The organism is Cupriavidus necator (assembly GCF_013141915.1).
In the GTDB taxonomy this organism is placed as follows: domain Bacteria; phylum Pseudomonadota; class Gammaproteobacteria; order Burkholderiales; family Burkholderiaceae; genus Cupriavidus; species Cupriavidus necator_B.
Window position 1 is genome coordinate 368,178 of record NZ_SROX01000004.1, and the last position, 19,071, is coordinate 387,248.

The following is a 19,071-nucleotide window of genomic DNA, read 5'->3' on the forward strand; positions in this document are numbered from 1 at the left end:
GATCAGCGAGCGTCAGCCCCGTCGGCGCTTCGAGCACGGGCGGGCACGGCTGTGCCGTTGGCAACCGCGGCGTTGTCGCGGTAGATGCGCATCCAGTCATCACCAGTGCGGCAGTCAGGAATGTCAGGCGTCGCATGCTTGGCGGCCTCCACGGTCTTGGTGATGGTGCGGTACTCGATCTGCTTCTTGTCCCGCGCTTCGAGGTACAGGCTGTAGGCGGCGTCGGCGTTGTCGTGCCACGCCTGAATGTCCTTCTGCGCGGCGGCCCGCTCCACCGCCTTGCCGTCCGACCTGCCCTTCAGGTAGCCGCCGCCTGCCGCCACGCCCAGCACGATCAGGAATGCCAGCCAGAGGCGCGGGTCGAGGATGCTCATACCAGCGTGCCCCCGGCTTTCACGAACTGCTCGCGCAGGTCGTCCAACTTGTGCTCGTACTGGCCGTAGCCAGCGCCGGGCAGGCTGGCCCAGATGTTCCGGCACTTCGCCACGGCGTCGTCGAAGCGGCCGACCTTGATGTCCTGCAGCGCGCGCTGCTCCCGAATCATCTGGATGGCGATCTTGTCCTGGCTGATCGGCGTGAAGTCGGGCAGCCGGAGCAGGCGCTTGTAGGCGTTGTAGTACCGGGCCAGCAGCTGGTACCGGCCGGCGGCCGTGCTGATCACCTTCCACTTCGGGATCCACACCTTCTCGCGGGGATGGTCCGAGTAGTCGGAGAACAGCGTGCCGCCGACGATCACGTTGTAGCCGTCATCCGATCCAGCGATGCGGGACGTGAATTCCGACCAGGCCAGCACGTCGAGGAAGGCGCAGACGTTCTTCCCGCCAGCTTCGTCAGGGCTGATACGCGCCATTACAGCCTCTGCTTCACGTCGTCGACCACCTCGTCGATGCCGGCCGTCTGCTTCTTGGCGATGTAGTTGAACACCCAGCGAACCACCGCCCATGCGGGCAGTCCGCAGGCGAACACAATGCCAATCAGCGCCACCATGCCGACATAGTCAGTCGCCCACGCATGCAGGCCGAAGTGCTGCACCACCGCGGCGCCGCCGCAGACTGAGCCCACGACCGTCGAGGTCAGGCCTACGGCCCACTCTCTTGGGCTGCGGGGGGTGGTCATGCACATTACGACCAGGGCTGCGAGGCCGGCCCCGATGGCCGTGCCGCCAGCCAGCCCGATCGCTGTCTTTCCGCCTGTTGCCATTGCAACTCCACTGCTGATTGGTTCAGCCATGTTGGACCCCAGTCGTTTCGAGAAATAGTTATCGGACGCGGCGAGCGCGGATCATGCCGGTCGCGTTGAGCGTGCCGCCGCTATGCGCGACGCCAGCGACGAGATAGACCGTGGTGGTGGCTGACAGCGAGAACCGCTGCACCGGCGCGATGCCGGTGAGGCCGAGGCTGGACGTCAGGTTCAGGTTGCCCAGGTTGTTGTAGAGCGGGATCGCCGGGTGCGTGGCCGACGTGCTGCTGACCGATACGTTGCCGCTGGTCATGGTGTCGCCAACGCCAGTCGCAAAGAACACCGTCCCTGTCACATCCCAATCGCCGGCCGTCAGGCTGATAGAGGTGATGTTCGTGTTCACGCCACTGGTCAGCGCTGTCGGGCCCGCCGTGGCTGTGACGTATTCACCCACGCTGCCGGCATTGGCGCTGTCGTTCGTGGTGGTGCCAACGATGCCTGTGGTCGACGACGGGGTAATTGTGCTGGAGAAGGTCACCGCCCCGCTGTAGGTGTGCGCGCCAGCGAAAGTGCCGGACATCGTCGCGCCGCTGATCGTCTTGTTCGTCAGCGTGTCGGTGGTGGCGCGGCCGACCAGCGTGTCGGTGCTGGTGGGCAGCGTCAGCGTGCCGGTGTTGGTGATGCTGGAAATTACCGGCGTGGTCAGCGTGGGAGACGTGCCGAACACCAGCGCGCCGGAGCCGGTCTCGTTGGAGATCACGGTGGCGAGCTGCGCCGAGGTGGTCGAGGCGAACTGGCCGAGGTTGCCGGTGGTGCTGGCCGGGTTGGCGAGGTTGGCGCTGTCCCAGGGGGTGGCACTGCCGAAAACCGGGCGGGCGCTGAAGGTCGTGATGCCGGTGGATCGGGTGATGGTTAGAGGCGTGGAAAGGAGGGTGCCAGAATCATCATATGCGGCGATTTCCAGATTTGAACCCGCATTGCTACCGCTCTCTGCAACTCCATTGGAGCTAAACCACCAACGATCAAGGCCAGCTTTCCTAAGGCGCAACGTGGAGCGTTGCCCGACGATGGCATTAATGATTAACGAACGACCGCCAGAGGCATTCGAAACCGTCACATCCCCCGTGAACGTCGCCCCCGTCAGCGCAGCGCCCCCCAGATTCGACAGCGCATTCGCAGCGCTCGTCGCACCGGTGCCGCCGTTCGCGATCGGCAGGGTGCCGGTGATCGAGCCGAGCGACACTGCACCCCACACCGGCGCGCCAGAAGGCCCGGTCGACAGGATGGCTTGCCCGGTGGTCGATCCGGCGGGATTGATCAGGGACGGCGGTACCGTGGTCGCCGCCAGTGCAAGGGCCGGCAGCAGTGCGAGCGCGGCAAGGAATCGCTTCATCGTTTTCCCCATGGATTAGTTCAGTGCAACCCAGTCAGAAGCACCAGTGCCGGTGTTCTTGGACTTGTACCAACGGTTGTTGGTCGAATCGAGCAGCTCTTCGCCAACGTAGATTGCGTTGACAGTAGGTGCGCCGAGCGTGCTGCGAAAGCCGTTCTGCCCACGCTCTTTCCAGACGCCAGGAGAGCCGGCAGAAGTGCACACCCACCCTTCCGGCGAGCCGTCCACCGGGGCGTCGTTCTTGAAGAAGTCGCCCAGTACGCCGGTGACGAACGACGCCAACGAGAACTGCGGATTGGCGTTGATACCGACTTCCAGATACCGCGCACCAAAACGCGCGCCAGGCGCGTGGTTGTAGAACTGCGTGTAGCTGTTTGCCGTGTAGGTGTTGTCGCGCTCGACGAAACCGATGCAGCCTTGCACGTCCCATGCGAACGCGATGGGCGCGCCTACCTTGCCGGTCATGTCGTTGCCGGTGGCCTTGAAGTTGTCGCCGTCCACGCGCACGTAGCCGTTCTTGACCGTGTTGTTGGCGAACACCGTGCCCTTGCCGCCGGGGCGGACAAGGATGCCGCTGTCGTTCAGATCGAAGCGGTTTCCTTCGAATACAACACCGACACGCGTGGTCGCCATCTGCGGGCCATATGCGTCGACGGCAACGCAGTCCTTGAAGACAAGCCCAGGAATGTCCGCACCGCTCCAGCCGCTGACGTAGTAGTCGGAAATGACTGGCCCTCCGCCGTAGAAGTGCATACCGACAACGCTGCAGTTGTCGTTGCCGTAGAACAGGTCCGACGTGAACAGGATGTGGGAACTCACCCGCTCCACCTGGTTGTTCGAATAGCCACCAATCATCTGCACCTTCGAGCCCTGGTTTATCTCGTAGCAAATGCCGCCACCGTTGAGGCGGTTGTTCTCGAACACAGTGGGCCCGGCATTGTTCACGCTGGTGAAGCGCGAGACGCGGCCGATAGGGTTGATCGCATCGCAGTTGACGGCCTTGCAATTGGTCGAGTTGTCGGAGAACGCGACATCCTCGTTCGAGGTGTTCCAGCTGCGGCCGGTCTGCTCGAGGCGAGCATTCAGCATCTGGATGTTGTCACCGTTGCGCACGATGATGGAGTAGTTGCAGATCTGGTACGACCGTTGCCTGTCCACCACGATGTTCTTGTTCTGCAGGCCGTTGAACGCATCGGCCATCAGCGCAGAGCGGCAGGCCTCAAAGTTCGGCCGATGGATGTAGATCCCGTCGTTACCCTCGAAGGCGAAGGGGAAGTAGTTCTCGCTGTCGAGATAGGTGCCACCAGCGATCGACGTATTGCCGCTGACGTTCGGGAAATTCGGTGCCGCGATGGTGATGCCAGAGCACGACTTCAGAAAGAACGCCACCCGCTCGGCGTCGGTGCCGTTGACCACGATCTTGCTGCCCTCGCGGAACAGCAGCGCCAACTTGCTGCGGCCGGTGATCTGCACCGCGGTCTTGCGCGTGACGTTGAACTTGTCTTTGTAGGCGACGTTCGTCGACGGGATCAGGTTGTATTGCCGCCCCTCGAAGTCCAGCGTGCCACCGGTCGGCGTCGCAGCAAGTGCCGCGGTGATGGCAGCCGTGTCGTCGGCTGCGCCCATGCCTGCGCCGAACCAGCAGGCCTTCAGCGTGTCACCGCTGAACTGACGCAACCAGCGGCCGGTACCGGTGTTGGGCTGCACGACCGTGCCATCGTTCGGCGTGGCCACGCTCGACGGGTCGAAGCGCCATTCGCCCTGTGCGCCATCGCCAGGCGTGCTGCGACCCAGCATGTAGACATTCAGGTATTTCGACGTGTCGAGCGCCTTCAGCGCCGTCAGTGTGGTGACCACGCGCGTGAGGGAGTTGCCCCATGCAAGCTGGTCATCACCGACCGTGCCATCGGCGGGGATCGTCAGAGACAGCGTCGTACCACCGCGCACATAGACGGCGCTCGGGCCGGCAGGGATCGGCGCATTGAAGGTCAGTGTGGTGCCGTTTAGCGTGTACTGGTCTGGCGCCTGAAACGTGCCATCGAAGAACACCAGGATGTTCGACCGTGAGCCGTAGTCCTGCGACAGAGTCAGCGTTGTAGAAATGCCAGCCGTATAGTCCACACCCGCCTTGAACCCTGGCGTGCCGCCGATACCAAGCTCGTCGGTCAGGTTTCCGGCACCAACGGTTGGCGGGATCGGAAGATAGGTGACATTCCCATTTACATCGAAGGCCAGCGCCTTCATCGCCCTGGTGGCGGCATTGGCCAGCGCACCCGATACGTTCTCGTAGAGCGGCAGAATCAGCGCCTTGCCGAGCCGCGCGGAGAAGTTCTGGCAAAGCATCGTCAGCTTGTCCAGCGCCCGCTCGACGGCCTCCGACGGGAACGGATCATTCGGCGGCAGGTCGGTCGTCTGCAGCGTATCGGGACTGCGCAGCAGCACGATCTGCGCACCGATGGATGGCGCGACAGAGAATGTCACGGTGCCGCCTGATTCGACGCCGGCGCCCGTCACGGTGTAGCCGGTGGGGACAATGGCACCGTTGACATAGACCTCGATGTCGGTGCCCAGCAGGAAGTAATACGGGAAGGGGAAGGCGACGGTGGTGCCGTCACCGACGTACGGTGCTTGCGAAGTGGTGGTGGTTACCGTCATGGTGCCCTCGGAGTGGATCTCCGAGGGGCGGCATATTCACGCGCGGCAGGTCATGGCCTACCCGCTTCTGTATGCGCAGAAGATAGCCCTTTTGCCATGACGGCACATACGAGAAACCAGCACGAGATTCACCGACTGAATGCCGCGCTGAAGTCTGGCGCCCTGCCGGGAAGCCCGGTGCCAGGGTTCCACCAGTAGCTTTGATCCCAGTCGTTCTGCGCACGCTGTTTCATGCGCGCGAGATATCCAGGCGACAGGCTTTCCTGCATCGCATGCAGGCCCGCATGATCGATCGCGGACTTGGCATACCAGAGGTTCAGGTAAGGCGAGTGCCCTTTCGCAAAGCGCAGCGCTTCGGCGCCGACGTGCGTGTCCTTTCCGGCGACCGCCTCGTCGATGTTCCCCTTCGTCAGTTCGTAGAACTGCGCCAGGCTGCCAAAGCTTGGGCCGAGCAGCTCGAACAGCCCCTGCTGCGGGCTCATGTCGCTGGACGAATCGCGCAACAGCACGTCGCCGAGGAAGCCGGCGCCCCCGCCCTGCGTGAAGGCCTTGAACCAGAATTTCGGCTTCGACATGTCGATCGGGTCCTTGCCGTTCAGCAGTTCCTTCGTCTGCGTGACGATCGCTCCCAGGATCGTGCCGGTGACCATCAGCATGCCGGCGCCGTAGACCACGCGATTGGCCATCAACGGCGCACCCTGCATGCCGCCCGGCGTGTCCATGACGCGGCCCCAGTGCCGCGAGATCATGGCGATGGGGAACGACTTGAACTGCATGACCGAGCGCGCGAGTTCGCCGTCCAGCGTGCCGCGCTGCTTGCCGCCCCATGACGCGAGCGCCTTGGTCTGCAGATCCGGGTTGAGCACCGCATATTCCGACTCGTCGGTGATCAGGCCCAGCACCTTGGCCACGACCTCGTCGGAGCGCGGATCGCCCGCGGCGCGGATGGATTCCGGCGTCAGGAAGTCCATGCCGTTGTGCTGGGTCAGCTGCGCCTGGCGGATGACGTCCCAGTCGGCTTCGGTGATGCCCTTGTTCTCCATGCGCCAGCGGTCGTATTCGGTCAGTGCCTTCCAGTCGGTCTTCGACAGCTTGGCCATGCCGTTCATCATGGTCATGGAGAAGGCACGACGCAGGGTATCCGTCCAGGCGTTCAGCAGCGACAGCTTCATCGTGCTGTTGGCCAGCCGGCCCGACCAGCTGTGCCCGAGGTTGTCGCCGCTCCAGCGCGCCAGGTCGGACGCCATGGACTCGGCGATCACGCCGTGCATGCTCAGAAAGTCGCGGGTGTTGCTGTCGAACTGACGGGGGATGTTGCGCAGCGCCTCCCAGTAGCTGAGGTTATTGAAGCCGGTGGTGACAAAGAAGGAAGGGATGTCGGTCAGGCTGGTCACCAGTGCGCCGCCGAGCTTGCCGAACACCTCGACGTTGCGCACGTGCTGCGCGACCTGCGCGAGATTGCCGTGCTTGGGTGACGCGGCCACGCCGGACAGGACATTCCACAGGCCCTGCGGCCCGGCCTTGTACCAGGCGCGCTCGCCGTCGGCGCGCACTGCAAGATCGCTCTGCAGGCGGAACTGCTGGTTCGGGTTGGGACCATAGCGCTCGACCAGGCCGATGTCGCGCGAGAGCCGGCCCACGTGCCCGACCATGGCGTCGAACATGCTGCCGGCACCGTACTCGGCCATGTAGTTCAGATAGGCGGCGCCGTCCTTGTAGTGGATCTGGCGCGTCTGGCTACCAGCGTTCGCGCGCGAGGCGCTCCCAGGCGCGGGCCGGCTGCCCGGGGCGGTCTTGTTCAGGCCCTCGGTGGCAATCGTTTCCCACGACTCGCGCAGGAAGTCCAGCACCTCGGCGTCGTTCATGCGCGTGCCGTCCTCGCGCACGTACTGGCTGCGGTCGAGCAGCGGCAGCGTGTCCTGCGCCCACTTGTCGCGCGCCGCGGTGCTGCCGTCCCCGCGCACCTTCACGCTGTCATGCGGCTGCGGCAGGTAGCCATAGTCGAGCTTGCCAACGTCGCCGCCGGCGGCATTGAAGCGCTGGCGCATGCGCTCGATCGCATCCAGCCACGCGCGCGCGCCCTTCTGCGCCAGCTGGTTCCCGGTAGAGCCGTTGGCGTTTGCGATGATCTCGACGGCCAGGTCGCGGGTCATGCCCGGGTTCTCGGCGTCGAACAGGAACATCAGGCCGCGCCGCAGCGGGCCGACGCCTTGCCGGCTCTCCGCGGCGTCCAGCAGGTCCATCAGCGAAGCCATGTTCTCGCGCTTGATGCCCTCGATGTATTGCGAGGTCAAGTCCATCTCGCGCATGAAGGACTTCGTACGGTTGTCGCCGAAGCGCGCCATCAGGTCGGTTACCCGGTTCTCCATCGCGGCGGTCCTGACGACCTGAAGATTCGCACGCGTCACTTTCAACGCGGCTTCCTGCTGGATCTGCTGCATCCCCTCCTGTGCAGCTTCGAGCATACGAGCATCCTGCGACAGGCCTTGCCAACGAGCGGTATCGCGCCGCGCGATCTGGCGCATGTTGGCTGACAGCCGGTCCTCGATTTTCTGCAGCTCGGATTGTGATAGGGTTCGGCCAGCGACTTGCTGAACGGCTGCGACACACCTGGGATTCATTGCCATATGGTTCTCCTGATCTGGATCATCGGCGGCGCGCTGGCACTTGGCCAGTTAGCCGAGAGCCTGCCGCCGCGGACCTGGTGGCTGCTGCCGCTGGCGGTAGGCTGGATGGTCGCTATCGTGCCCGTGACGATTTTCTCGATGGACGCCGGCCACCCGTGGCGCCGCGCTGCGCTGAATGCCTGCCGCGCGCTGCGCTCATACCTGTTCGTGATGGCGCTGATCTGCATCCCCGCCGCCGTTCTCGCGCTGCTCTCCCGCCTCGCGGGTTAGAGGTTCATCAGCGCGCACTCTGCCGCCACCTGCAACAGCGGCGCATCGGTTGCCTCAGCCTCCGCCTCCCGCTTCACCGCCGCGAGCGCATCAGCCAGCCGCATCGGCTTCTCCATCCCCTCCAGTTGCACCAGCATATCCGGCGCCATCTTGGCGATCTGGGCGGCCTGTGCGTCGACGCTGGCCATGGCGGCAGACGTAGCCGGGTCAGAAGCCGGAATATTCTCTGGAATATTTTGCGGTCCCTTTTGCGGTTCTGACTTGGAAGCCGCGCCAGTGCTGGGTTCCGGGGTGGACGACTTTGCGGCGACAGGCGCAGAACTCGTCCGCGCAGCCTCGCCAGCCGCCAGCGCCGTCGGCTTGACCGGGCTCGGCGGCGCATCCAGCGCGGCGCGCGTCTGGCGGATGCCGGCAATCTGCTGGTCGACCTGCTGCAGCGCCTGGCGCGCCTGCTCGGCGCCGCGGTTAGCCTCCATCTGCTGCTCCGACCGATCGATCCGGGCGGCGTGCTCGTCAGCCAGCGCGGCAATTTCCTTGCGGGCGGCTGCCTGGGCCTGCTTGTAGGAAAGCCGATCCTCGCCCCCCTGCGGTTCCTTGGCACGCGCGCGGATCGCGTCGTCGCTGGTGTCGGGCATCGAGCGGCGCAGCTGGTCGAGTTCAGTGCGCAGCTGCCGCACGGCGCCCGGCTCGGCGGCCTGGCCCGCTTCTGGAAGCAGGTCAGCGCGCGCGGATTCCAGCCGGCCGACCATGTCGTCGAGCATACGGGTCTGCTGCAGCGTGTCCCAGTGGATGGTGTCGCTCACGTCGACGCGCGTGCCGGCGCCGAGCTGGTCGAATGCCTTGACGATGGCGGCAAGGTGGTCCTGCGCCGCGGCAATGTCGGTCGGGTCCTTCAGGTTCCAGCTGTCGACGGTGTCGCGGATAAGCTGGGTGCGGGCGGCGGCCTGGGCGTCTGGGTCGTTCGCCGCGGCACGGCCGGCGGCTTCACCACCTCGCTGGGCCATGTATTCCTCGACCCGGGCCAGATACTTAGCTGTCTCGGTGGCTGGCGGCGTGCGGCCTTCCAGCACCGCGCGCGCCTGCTTTGGCCCGCCGTTGTAGTCGGCGATCACCGCACGGATGTCACCGTTGTACTGCTTCATGGTGTCGCGCAGGTACTTGGCCATGCCATCCAGCGACTGCACCGGGTCGGTTGGGTCCTTCACACCGTACTTCTGCAAGTTATCCGGCATGAACTGGGCAACACCGCGCGCCCCCTTTGGCGACACCGCTGTCGAGCCGGACCTCTCGCCTGCGTTCTTCAGGGCAATCATCAGTTCCGGCGGCACGCCCTCGCGCTGCGCCGCCGTCACGGCGTAGGCATCCAGCCGGGAATCGTTGTAGGGCAGCGCCTTGCGCTCGTTACCGCCCATGTCCACCAGCGCGCGCGCCGCGGCGGCGTCGGCACCAGCCGGCGAAGGTTTGGCGCCGCGCATGCCCCGCGCCGCCCACACGCCGAAGCCGGCTGGCACCAGCGTCGACACGGCCAGGCCAACGGGGTCGAGGGGGTCGTACTGCTCGCTGATCTTGCTGTAGTCGGCGTTCTCGAGGATGGCGCGGCTGGCGGCCTGCTGAGCCACAAAGGACGCCGGGCCGCCGGCCACCACCAGCGCAGCGGTCTGCGCGATCGTCCGGCCGGCCACCGGCAGCGCCACGCCGGCGGCGCCAGCCAGGCCAGCCACCGCGCCGACCTGCGTTCGGGTGGCAATGTCGACGCCCTGCGCCTTCAGCCGGTCCGCCTCTGTCATGGCCTCGTCCGCACCCGTCAGCGCGGCGCCCACCACCGGGCCGCCCAGCAGAGAGTAGCCGATTGCCTTGGCGCCGAACCGGCCGACGCCGGCCAGGACGTTCTCGACCACGTTGGCAGTCGCCGGGTCAGGCATCATGTCGCGCGCGGTGGTTCGCAGGCCGGTGCCCACATCGGTGCTGAACGCCTCGCCGCTGGCCACGCGCTGACGCGCTTCCTCGCCGGCGTCGCGGCGCTTCTTCATCTCATCCGGCGCCAGCAGCAGCGAGGGGTCGGCCTGGGCGCCGTAGGCGGCCTGCACATCGCCGAATGCCCCGGTCACGTCAGCGCCGAAGGCGATCGATTCCGTGGCGCCAGCGGCCACGCCGCGCGGCAGGGCCCCGGTCGTGCGCCAGAAGTTGAAGCCGGATGGGGGTGTCGGTGGAGGCGCCGGACGCTTGACCCTGTCGTCTAGAACCTGGTCGGTGCTGTCCTGGTACAGGCTATCGAGCATTGGCGGCTCCCGGGTTCTGGCTCAGGTCGATGATCAGCGGCCGCCCGCCCGGGCCCGTCTTCACCAGGCTGCCGCCGGCGTTCACCGCGTACTTCCCCTGCCCTGCATGCACCAGCGTCGCGCGCGGCAACTGGGTCACAAACTGGTCGAGCGGAACCGGCTGACGCCCCACATACACCAGGCTGTCACGTGTCTGCGCGACAAGGTCTGCCGGCTTGACGGCGTTCAGCCGGTCGTTGAAAGCGCTCTCGCTGGTGCCATAGGGGAGCGGGATCTTGCTGCCGTTCTTCGTGATGATGCCGCCGGTGGCGAGGTTCACGGCCTGCTTGATATCGGTGCTTCCGCCATCCGCGGCGATACCAGCCTGGATCAGGTAGGCGGCATTGATCCACTGTTCGCGCACGCGCTGGTTCTGCGTGGCGTCGCCGATTTCCTTGGCAATCTCTGCCTTCCAGCCGGTTTCCCTGGCGTTGTCGATCTTGACCACGCCGTCGCGAATGGCGCGCTCGCCGCGAAGCACCAGCTCGGAGGTGAAGCGGCCGAACGAGGTGCGGGAGTTGGCATAGGCCATGGCTACGCCCAGCGTCTGGTCCTTGTCGCTCATCTGGCGCGCCAGGTCGGACACCCGGTCGGCGTCGCCCACCGTCGAGCCGATGCTGGCCAGCGCGGAGGCCTGTTGTTCCGGCGGCAGGTTGCGGATGATCTGGCCCAGCTGCTGCGCCTGCTCGGGCTCCAGCGGGCTGATCTTGCGGTCGGCGGCTGCCTCCACCGGGCGGATCATGGCCATGCGCTCGGTAATGGCGCGCTGGGCGGTCGGAATGTCCGTGATCGGGGTGCGCGGCACGTCGGAGATCACGCTACGTTCCTGCGCCGCCTGCCACGGGTTTTCCTTGTATGCCTGCATCGACGCCTGATTGATGCGCTTGCGCTGCTCGTACACCGCCTGCTCGGTCGGGTTGACACCGATCTCGGGCGTGGCGCTGGCGGCGCGCATGCGCTCCAGTTCGGCCTGCTGCTGCGGCAGCGACATCGAGGCGAAGCGGGCGCCCTCCATGTTGGACTTCAGCAGCGCCCGGAACGGCGCTTCCGCCGTGGTGCCGGTGACCGTCGTCGACGCCTCGGCAATGAAGTCCTGCGAGAAGTAGACGCCCTTCTCGTTCAGGTCGAAGGCCTTGTTGAAGATTTCGGTGCCGGCCGCCTCGCGCGCCTGCGCGTCGCGTTCTGCCTTGGCCTGTGCCCGCTCCTGCGACGCCACGATGCCGTTCTCGTAGCCATAGGCGCGCGTGATCAGGGCGGAGCGCTTGGCCGGATCCATCACCTCGCCTTCCGGTCCTTCCAGCCTGGCGCGCTCGGCGCGCACGCCGACCAGGTCGCCAGTCTTGCCGGCGCGCTCGAGCACGCCGGATGCCGCGTAGTACGGGATCGTCTCGCCCGCGGTGCGCATGAGCTTGTCGCGCATCTCCGGACCGACCTCCGGCATCGTCTGCTCGATCGACGCCAGCGCCACCTGCGCCTGGCTCGGATCGGTGTAGACCACGTTCGACCAGTTGTCGATCGAGCCGGCCACGTTTTTCACGCGCTCGCTTACCCGGGCGCCTGCCTCGAATGTGACCGCCTGACCGCCGATCTGCGTGCGCAGCGCGGTCAGGTGTTGCTGCAGGTAGCGCTTCGAGGCCGGCGTGGGAGCGGCTTCTAGCGTCTGCTCGCTGTACTTGTCGAAGTCGCCCAGCAGCTGCGGCGTGAATCCGGACGCACCGCCGGTGGCCTGCAGCTTGCGCTCGGTCAGCGTCTGCTGCCACTGCAGCTGTGCATCGGAGAGGGCGTTGCCTGCCCATGCCTTAGCATCCTGCTCTTCCTGCTCGCGCAACAGCCGGGTCGTCGCCGCTGCCTCATTATTCATCGCCTGCCCAACCTGCTGCACGCCCTGCCCGATGTTGCTGAGCGCCTGGCCGGCGGCCGATGAGACGGCCATGCCGTCCGCGCGAGGGAGCGGCGCTCCGCCGCTCACATTCACCTGCTGCTGATAGACCGGGATTTGCATGGCGTCATTAGGTTATTTCAGCCCCTTCTGCGCCAAGGCGAGTTGGGTCTTCTGGTTGGTATAGGTGCCGTACGCCGACAGCGCAGATGCCCCGGCGTTCAGGTATCCGGCAGTCATCGCCGAGCGCGCATTGTTGCCGGCCTGCTGAGCTGACAGCGAGTCCAGGGTGGACTGCTGCTGGTAGCCCTGCGCCTGTAGTTGGGCTCCGTAGCGGATGTTCAACGCATCCAGTTCGGCATTCGTCGCAGACTGCTGGTACAGGTCAAGCGCGGAGCCGGACGCTAAATCGACACCAGATTGCGCTGTCGCCGCCCGCTGTTTGCCGAGCTGTAGCGCTGCCTGGCGGCGCTGCGCTTCCTCGTTGGCATTCCCCTGCTGAAAGGCCACCGTCGCGCGCTGCGCACTCGCTGCGGCGTTATATTCCGCGGCGTTCTGCGCTGATTGTGCGCTGGCTGCCTGGGCGTTCGCCGACGAGACCGCGCCGGTTGCCCCCAGCACCGCCGAGCCCACTGCCAGCCATGTGATCGGATCTGCCATTTATCTCACCCTTGCGTATCGGTCACAGTCCCGCCCATCGGGCGTGTAGGCGCGCATGCGCCCTTCCCATTCAAAGCCGCCAAGCAGTTGTACCCAGCGGTGCGCCTGCGGGAAATAGCTGTCCACCTCGACCTCGATCCGTCTGGCGGTGCAAGCCTCCATCGCACGGCGGACCGCGCGAGTCAGCGCGAACATGCCGGCGCCGCCGATGTCAGCCGCGATTACCGCCCACGCGCGCACGTTCCCCTCCCACAGCGGGCAGAATCCTGCGCAAGCCACCACGCGGCCGTCGATCAGGCCGGTGTAGGACTCGACCGCTTCCAGCGCCTCGGGATATCCACCCGACAGCAGAATCGGGCGCATGGCAGCCTGGGCCGGTTGCACCAGCAATTCGCGCATGTCAGCCGCGGCATATTGCCGAATCTTCATGTCAGCCCCGGTCGTAGGTAACGTTCTGCGGCAGGATCGCCACGATGGTCGACGGCAGCGGGTAAGGCTGCTCCAGGCATACCCAAGGGTTCGTGTCGTAGTCGTCGGCGAAGTCGAACAGCATGTCGCCGGTGAAAAGCGGCGGCGGATTGTCCATGGCATTCAGCGCGGTGCGGAACTGCCCTTCGTCCATGTTTGCGAAGGTGCTGCCATAGCGCAGGCCCAGCGTCTCAAGCACGCGCACCACCAGCTGGTTAATGCGTGCAGTCTTGCCCTGACTGGTGCCGTCGGCCGCGCCGGCGTTCATGCGCATGGTCTGCAGTCGCGCCGGGCATGCCAGGCCGACATGCACCTTGGAGCCAGCGTTCTGAAGCGTGACCTGTCCTGCGCTCACGACGCGGGGCGGATGCGTGGCGCCGTTGACCAGCAGATCAACCGTCTTGCCCTCCAAGTGATCGAGCCCGCTAATGGTAGTGACCGTCATCCGCCAGCCGTTGGCCGGGATCTGATTGAGAGATGGAAACGCGGCGTCGATGCGGCAAACGGCAATCTGCGCGCTGTCGATGCCGGTGATCATGGCCTTGGCAGTGACAAATTCTGTCACCTCTTTGCCGGAGACATCGAGCACCGTGTGGGTGTAGCGATACTGGATCTGTCGCCCGATGTCGTCGGCCGTCCAGATGTTGGCGCCAGCGACGAATTGCACCCCTTCTGCATGCGCTTCCGTCGCGCCAGTGCCAGGCAGCAGCGTCGTATTGATTGAGTTATCCAGCGTCAGGCCGGCGTCCAGATAGAAGGCGTCTTCGGGGTCGTCGCCCGGCCGGCGTTCCATATCCATGAAGCAGACGTAGCGCCGGGTCTGGCCGTTGACCGTCCACCGGATGATGGCCCACAGCTCGTCTCGGGTGCCGTCCGGCGCGCCGATGACGGACATCGCTTCGACCTTGCCGCCACCGCCGATGGGATGCCGATGCCAGCCACCGTGCGGCGGCTCCGGGTATTGCTCGCGCGAGTAGGTCATGGCCACCAGTTCGCCGTCAGAGCGCGCAGCCCAGATCGTCGAATACGGCTCCTGCTGGTACACGATCTGGTTCAGCCTGGGCTGCGGAATATGCTCGGCCATCATCGTCTGGTCCGATGACTGGTAGCCGTTGTTCGCGAAGTCGTAGGCGATGTCTCGCAGCTTCGTCCCGGCGCGCTGGATGAACAGCAGCACATTGCCCACGTGCACGGGTTTTGCCTTGCGCGAGCCGAATGCGGATACCGGCGCGGCTGTCTGGTTGTCCGGGCCGAATGGCTGGTTCTCGGTCAGGGACTTCACGGCAAATTCGCTGCCCGCGGTGCCGCACACCAGCGCCTCGACGGCGCCATTCAACGGTTCCATCCACTGGATGCTGTTCACCTGCGGTGACACAAGCGTCGAGGTGATGGCCATGTCGGCAGTCACCAGCCCGTTCAGGTCGCGTGCGCTGAAATTCTCGTAATCCCCCGAGACGCTCTCCCACGTGGTCTGCCCCCGCCCAAAGCACAGACGCTGGCGGAACAGGCTCACGTTCGATGGCCACCCCTCCACATCCGACCAGGCGCCAAAGGCCCATTGTGTCGAAGCATTGCCGGAGCCGACGGCGTCAGCCGGCAGCAGCGCCTGTGACGTGGCCGTGCTAATCGGCACGACGGTACCAGTGACCTGCGTTGGGCTCGTGTAGCCGGTGATCATTACCACGCCGAAGCCCGGGTCCTGATATTCCCACTGCACTCCGACCTGCGCATCAACGCCGCTGGTGCTGCCCGCGGGTGTGTAGTAGTTGCCCTTCACCACGTCGCCGCCATCCCACAGCGCGCCAGCCGTGTGCACGGGCTTGTTCGGGCCCGTGACGCGCAACAGGCCGCCGCCCGGGTCGGAGCTGACCGCCTTGTAGGTCTTTCCGTCGGAGATCCGCAGATTGCCGTTAGAGATCGGCTCGGGCTGGTTCCACTGTGTGGTGGCCGCGGCCGACTTGCGCGACAACTGGAATAGCGAACCGACGTGTCCTGCCTGGAAGATACCAGACGATGCGATCAGGGTGACAACCCCGCTCTGCGCCGACGCATAGACGGTGGTGCCGCTTACGTTGGCGGTCTTGAACGGGCCACCGATGGGCTGCATCACTGCCAGCGCCCAGTTCGTCGGAGCGAGGCGGGACAGCTTGCGCGGCGCGAAGTCGGGATGCGTGATGTACACCACGTCGGCGGACTCGACGAAGTCCAGCGCGAATTGGCCGTCGGCGTCGACAAGATCGGCAGACGAGTAAGGCGAGGCGATCTCGTACGGCACTCCGCCGCTCAGCACCTGGCCGTGGTTCGTCCAGAAGCGGATATACAGGTCGCCGAATTCGAGCTGGTAGGTCTGCTGAGTATTGAACTGGAACGGCACCAGCCAGGCCTGTTTGCTCTCGTCCTTGATCGGGGCGATGAAGCGCCAGCCACCGCGGCGCACAGCCGGGCCCTGAATGACGGGGATGTAGTTCTCACAGGTCTTGGCGCCGGCCGCGTACTTCGCGATGTCGGTGCGCCCTTCCAATCTCGGCGACAACTCGCCAGAGTTGAATGAGCCGAGGATGGGGGAAGCTCTCATAGTCGGATCAGCATCCAGGAATCGTCCGGGAATCCCTGCGGTGCGCGCTCTACCGCGCCGGTTGCAGTCGCATCGCGCAGAGCTTGCTTATAGTCCTCGCCGGCTTGCGCCTTCTTGGAGGCGGACTGCGTGATTTCTTCCGCCGCCTCATATGCCAGCTTCGAGGCCAGTGCTTCCACGAACAGCGCATCGAAGCGGCCGGTGTCGGTGATGTCGCGGATGTATCGGATCTTCAGCGGCGCGTTCTGGTCGGTGAGAATCAGGCCGCCTTCCAGCTGATAGGCGCTGTCGTCCTGGTCGCGGTAGTCGGTCATGGCCGGTACGGCGAAGGTCTGACCGATCTGGAGCAGCCGCAGGCAGTCGGACGGCGTCTGGTAGCCGTGGCCATAGCCCCACTCGGGCTGCGGCGTGACCTCCGGCACGGTGGTTCGCACCGCGGCGAAAGTCCAGATACGCCGGCGCAGTTCCGCCTTGCGCACGGTTTCCCACAGCGCGTTCATGGCGCGCGCGCTCTTGCTGTTCTCGGCGATGTCCGTGATGCGGGCGGCGCCGAGCTTCGTGAGTGCGCGGTTACAGATCTCAGTTTGCGAAGCCATGGCCGCCCACCCTTAGCCGGCCACCGAATACTTGCCAGTGGTCTCGATGTAGGCGTGCAGGCGTTCCAGTGCAGCCAGCACCTGCATGCGCGCTTGCGGCTCAGAAAGACCTGCCGAGCGCAGCGTGTCCCAATCCACCGTCAGTTCGATGTTCTTGGTCGCCGTGGCTGCACCGACGGCATCCGTGATCTGGTGGTCGCTGTCTTCGGGATTGATCGAATAACGACGAGTTGCCATGTTCTGCTCCTATCTGCAAAAAAGCCCGCGAGCCCTTCAGCTCGCGGGAAATGCCGCCCTCTCGGGAGATTGATGAACAGTGGATCAGGTGCCGTTGTCGACGTACTCGACCGACGTGCCGACGATGCCACCAGAACCGGCAGCAGCCGTCAGCGTGGCCACGATGTCGAGCGTGCCGCCGGGATCAGTGGTCAGGCCAACTGCCTGCCACAGCGGCTGCTCTTGTTTGTCCATCGTGTAGGTGCCGGACTCGTTGGTCACGTCAGCGTTCGACAGCGCGGAGGCCAGCGACTGCGCCGAGGCGAAGAAATCGGCATCCACGACGGCGCCGCCGTCCTTGGTGTTGCGATAGACGCCGATGTCGGCCGCGCAGGTGGTGATCGCCGCACAGGAAGCCAGCACCTTGCGCACCATCGCCGTCGACGGCACGGACGCCAGGATGTACTTCGAGCCGATCGAATCGCCGTTGACTGCGGTCACATAGCCGTGCGACGAGCGCAGCGAGCCGCGCTCCAGACGGCCATCGTTGATCACCGCAGGCACCGCATCGCGGTTGGTGATCGTTGCGGACTTGGTGGTTACAACTGCCATGATTATTTCTCCTGCCGCGCCGAGTGGTTGGCGCGATAAAGGTTCATGCACTCCTTGCATTGGCGCCCGTTGGCGCCTTTGCGAGTCCAACTGCCATCGACATACGGGTGTCCCGCTTTGCAGGCAGTCATGTTGCGGTGATGGGAGCCGCGCTTACTTCTGGCCTTCCAGTCGTTGATGACCTTCTCGATCTGCTCCTTTCTCCGGGGAGACATGAGCAGCCAAAGGGTCATCATCACGGCGATCGCTTTTGAGCCATACATGTCCCAACGGTAATGAGGCTGTTCCGTTGGTTTTCGATTGGCCCTGTCGATCAGCCGAACGGTCCCGCCAAAGATCGCTTGGAGCCTTTCCAGCGGCTCGCGCTGTACTTGCGCAGCGGTGACCGCAGGACAGGTTCTGGATTGGGTGAACGAGCCCTCCCCCTCCAAGAATCCTGCGGCCCAAGCGATTTCTCTGACGGTGACCATGACTGGTTATCCTTTGTTTAAGCGCACGGCAGCTCGACCACCTTTTTCTCTTCAAGCCGCGTACCGCCGAAGGTCCCGTACAGATACACCTGGTACGGCAGGCCGGCCAGGTCCTTGCGCTGCGACACGTCCGCGCTGATGTCCTGCCAGTTGCCCAGGTGCATACCGTCCCTGACATAGAACGGCACGCGGGTCTGGCTGGAGCCATTGACCGGCAGGCGCTCGGAGTGGATGAAATCCACCTTGCCCCACGACATCACGAAGCCGTCATTCACCACCGCGCGCTCCCCGTTGTAGTCCGCATTGATCATCTGGACTTCGTCCATCAGATTGCGGTTCTGCTTGGCGGTGATTACGCAGCTGATGCGTTCGCCAGACGACGGATCCCAGGCTTCGTTCTGCAGCAGCAGCTGGATACCGGCCTTCAGCTTTTCCACGTTCATGCCGGTGGCCGAGCTGGCACCTTCCGATGCCGAGATCTGCTGCGATGCCGGGAAGCTGGTGGTGGTTGCGCCATCGACGCCGGTCTTCGCTGCACCGAAGAAGGCCGCAATGATCTCGTCGTCCTTCGCGCGGTTCATGGCCGCAGTGCCGTTGGTGACGTAGCTCGATTGCGGATCGATCAGCAGGCGCAGCTTGTCGATCTGGTCAATCAGGTCGTTCCAGTCGTAGTCAGACGGGAAGACCCAGCGGCGGTCTGCCTGGGTGTCGGCCGGGGTCAGGGCCGGATAGCGCGTGGTGCGCTTGTTGGCCACGGTCGGCGCGAACTGATCGACAGGCACGCCCTGCTTGCCGGTGTACTGGCCATGCGTGACGCTGCCGATCAGGCGCGAACCCTTCTGCTGCGAGAGCAGTTGGACGTTGGTGGTGTACTGCTGGACGAAATGGGTGGTGACGAACTGGGACACGATGCCCTCCTGAATAAGTGAAAGTTGCTCACGTCTTCGAAGGGCTTGCCCTGTTCGGGGCCGCTTCTTGCCCCATTACGCGGGGCCTGGCGGCAGTGTCTAGCTGCTCTTGGACCGGGCCTTTGCCTGAGGCTTGTCGGTCTGCTGAGCGGCCGTCGCCTCATCGGGAGGCGGTTCGGCCGGTGGCACTTCCGGCCCGATCACGTAGCGCTCGAACTCTGCCGCGCGCTGCGTAATCCATGTTG

The 19,071-nt window shown here is 65.0% G+C and carries 17 protein-coding genes; 1 reads left to right on the forward strand and 16 read right to left on the reverse strand.

Annotated elements, in window-relative coordinates; translation table 11 throughout:
- Positions 1 to 2: 2 nt before the first annotated feature.
- The 6 genes from E5S69_RS11440 to E5S69_RS11465 form a co-directional block, all read right to left on the reverse strand.
- Positions 3 to 374, reverse strand: coding sequence for a hypothetical protein (locus E5S69_RS11440; RefSeq protein WP_171514758.1), 372 nt, complete (start codon positions 372 to 374; stop codon positions 3 to 5).
- Complete coding sequence (locus E5S69_RS11445) at positions 371 to 850, reverse strand: glycoside hydrolase family 104 protein (RefSeq protein ID WP_171514759.1); 480 nt, start codon at positions 848 to 850, stop codon at positions 371 to 373. The genes E5S69_RS11440 and E5S69_RS11445 overlap by 4 nt, the downstream gene beginning before the upstream one ends.
- A complete protein-coding gene (locus E5S69_RS11450; RefSeq protein WP_216621290.1) occupies positions 850 to 1,116 on the reverse strand; it encodes a hypothetical protein in 267 nt (88 codons plus the stop codon). Before E5S69_RS11450 ends, E5S69_RS11445 begins: the two co-directional genes overlap by 1 nt.
- Before the next feature lie 142 nt (positions 1,117 to 1,258).
- Positions 1,259 to 2,572: a hypothetical protein gene (locus E5S69_RS11455; RefSeq protein ID WP_171514761.1), complete on the reverse strand. Its 1,314-nt coding sequence runs from the start codon at positions 2,570 to 2,572 to the stop codon at positions 1,259 to 1,261.
- Positions 2,573 to 2,587: 15 nt separating this feature from the next.
- Positions 2,588 to 5,227: a hypothetical protein gene (locus tag E5S69_RS11460; RefSeq protein WP_171514762.1), complete on the reverse strand. Its 2,640-nt coding sequence runs from the start codon at positions 5,225 to 5,227 to the stop codon at positions 2,588 to 2,590.
- A gap of 128 nt (positions 5,228 to 5,355) precedes the next feature.
- Positions 5,356 to 7,692 carry a hypothetical protein gene (locus tag E5S69_RS11465; RefSeq protein WP_171514763.1) on the reverse strand — a complete coding sequence of 779 codons (2,337 nt, stop codon included), beginning with the start codon at positions 7,690 to 7,692 and terminating at the stop codon, positions 5,356 to 5,358.
- A gap of 162 nt (positions 7,693 to 7,854) precedes the next feature.
- Here E5S69_RS11465 and E5S69_RS11470 point away from each other — a divergent pair, with 162 nt between their 5' ends.
- Positions 7,855 to 8,124, forward strand: coding sequence for a hypothetical protein (locus tag E5S69_RS11470; protein ID WP_171514764.1), 270 nt, complete (start codon positions 7,855 to 7,857; stop codon positions 8,122 to 8,124).
- On the opposite strand, the gene E5S69_RS11475 is transcribed toward E5S69_RS11470, so the two are convergent.
- The 10 genes from E5S69_RS11475 to E5S69_RS11520 form a co-directional block, all read right to left on the reverse strand.
- Positions 8,121 to 10,403, reverse strand: coding sequence for a lytic transglycosylase domain-containing protein (locus E5S69_RS11475; protein WP_171514765.1), 2,283 nt, complete (start codon positions 10,401 to 10,403; stop codon positions 8,121 to 8,123). The two genes, E5S69_RS11470 and E5S69_RS11475, sit on opposite strands and share 4 nt — an antisense overlap.
- Positions 10,393 to 12,375 (reverse strand): hypothetical protein, encoded by a 1,983-nt coding sequence (locus E5S69_RS11480; RefSeq protein ID WP_171514766.1) that lies wholly within the window; start codon positions 12,373 to 12,375, stop codon positions 10,393 to 10,395. The genes E5S69_RS11475 and E5S69_RS11480 overlap by 11 nt, the downstream gene beginning before the upstream one ends.
- 81 nt (positions 12,376 to 12,456) lie before the next feature.
- A complete protein-coding gene (locus E5S69_RS11485; RefSeq protein ID WP_171514767.1) occupies positions 12,457 to 12,981 on the reverse strand; it encodes a hypothetical protein in 525 nt (174 codons plus the stop codon).
- Positions 12,982 to 13,380: a hypothetical protein gene (locus E5S69_RS11490; protein WP_171514768.1), complete on the reverse strand. Its 399-nt coding sequence runs from the start codon at positions 13,378 to 13,380 to the stop codon at positions 12,982 to 12,984. It lies immediately after the preceding gene.
- A 31-nt stretch (positions 13,381 to 13,411) separates the two neighbouring features.
- Positions 13,412 to 16,024 carry a hypothetical protein gene (locus E5S69_RS11495; RefSeq protein ID WP_171514769.1) on the reverse strand — a complete coding sequence of 871 codons (2,613 nt, stop codon included), beginning with the start codon at positions 16,022 to 16,024 and terminating at the stop codon, positions 13,412 to 13,414.
- Positions 16,021 to 16,620, reverse strand: coding sequence for a hypothetical protein (locus E5S69_RS11500; RefSeq protein WP_171514770.1), 600 nt, complete (start codon positions 16,618 to 16,620; stop codon positions 16,021 to 16,023). The genes E5S69_RS11495 and E5S69_RS11500 overlap by 4 nt, the downstream gene beginning before the upstream one ends.
- Positions 16,621 to 16,632: 12 nt before the next feature.
- Positions 16,633 to 16,857, reverse strand: a complete 225-nt coding sequence (locus tag E5S69_RS11505; RefSeq protein WP_171514771.1) for a hypothetical protein — start codon at positions 16,855 to 16,857, stop codon at positions 16,633 to 16,635.
- 84 nt (positions 16,858 to 16,941) lie between these two features.
- Positions 16,942 to 17,448, reverse strand: coding sequence for a hypothetical protein (locus E5S69_RS11510; RefSeq protein ID WP_171514772.1), 507 nt, complete (start codon positions 17,446 to 17,448; stop codon positions 16,942 to 16,944).
- Positions 17,449 to 17,450: 2 nt separating this feature from the next.
- Entirely contained in the window at positions 17,451 to 17,918 is a 468-nt protein-coding gene (locus E5S69_RS11515) for a hypothetical protein (RefSeq protein WP_171514773.1), read from the reverse strand.
- Between the two features lie 17 nt (positions 17,919 to 17,935).
- Entirely contained in the window at positions 17,936 to 18,826 is an 891-nt protein-coding gene (locus tag E5S69_RS11520) for a phage capsid protein (protein ID WP_171514774.1), read from the reverse strand.
- Positions 18,827 to 19,071 lie beyond the last annotated feature (245 nt).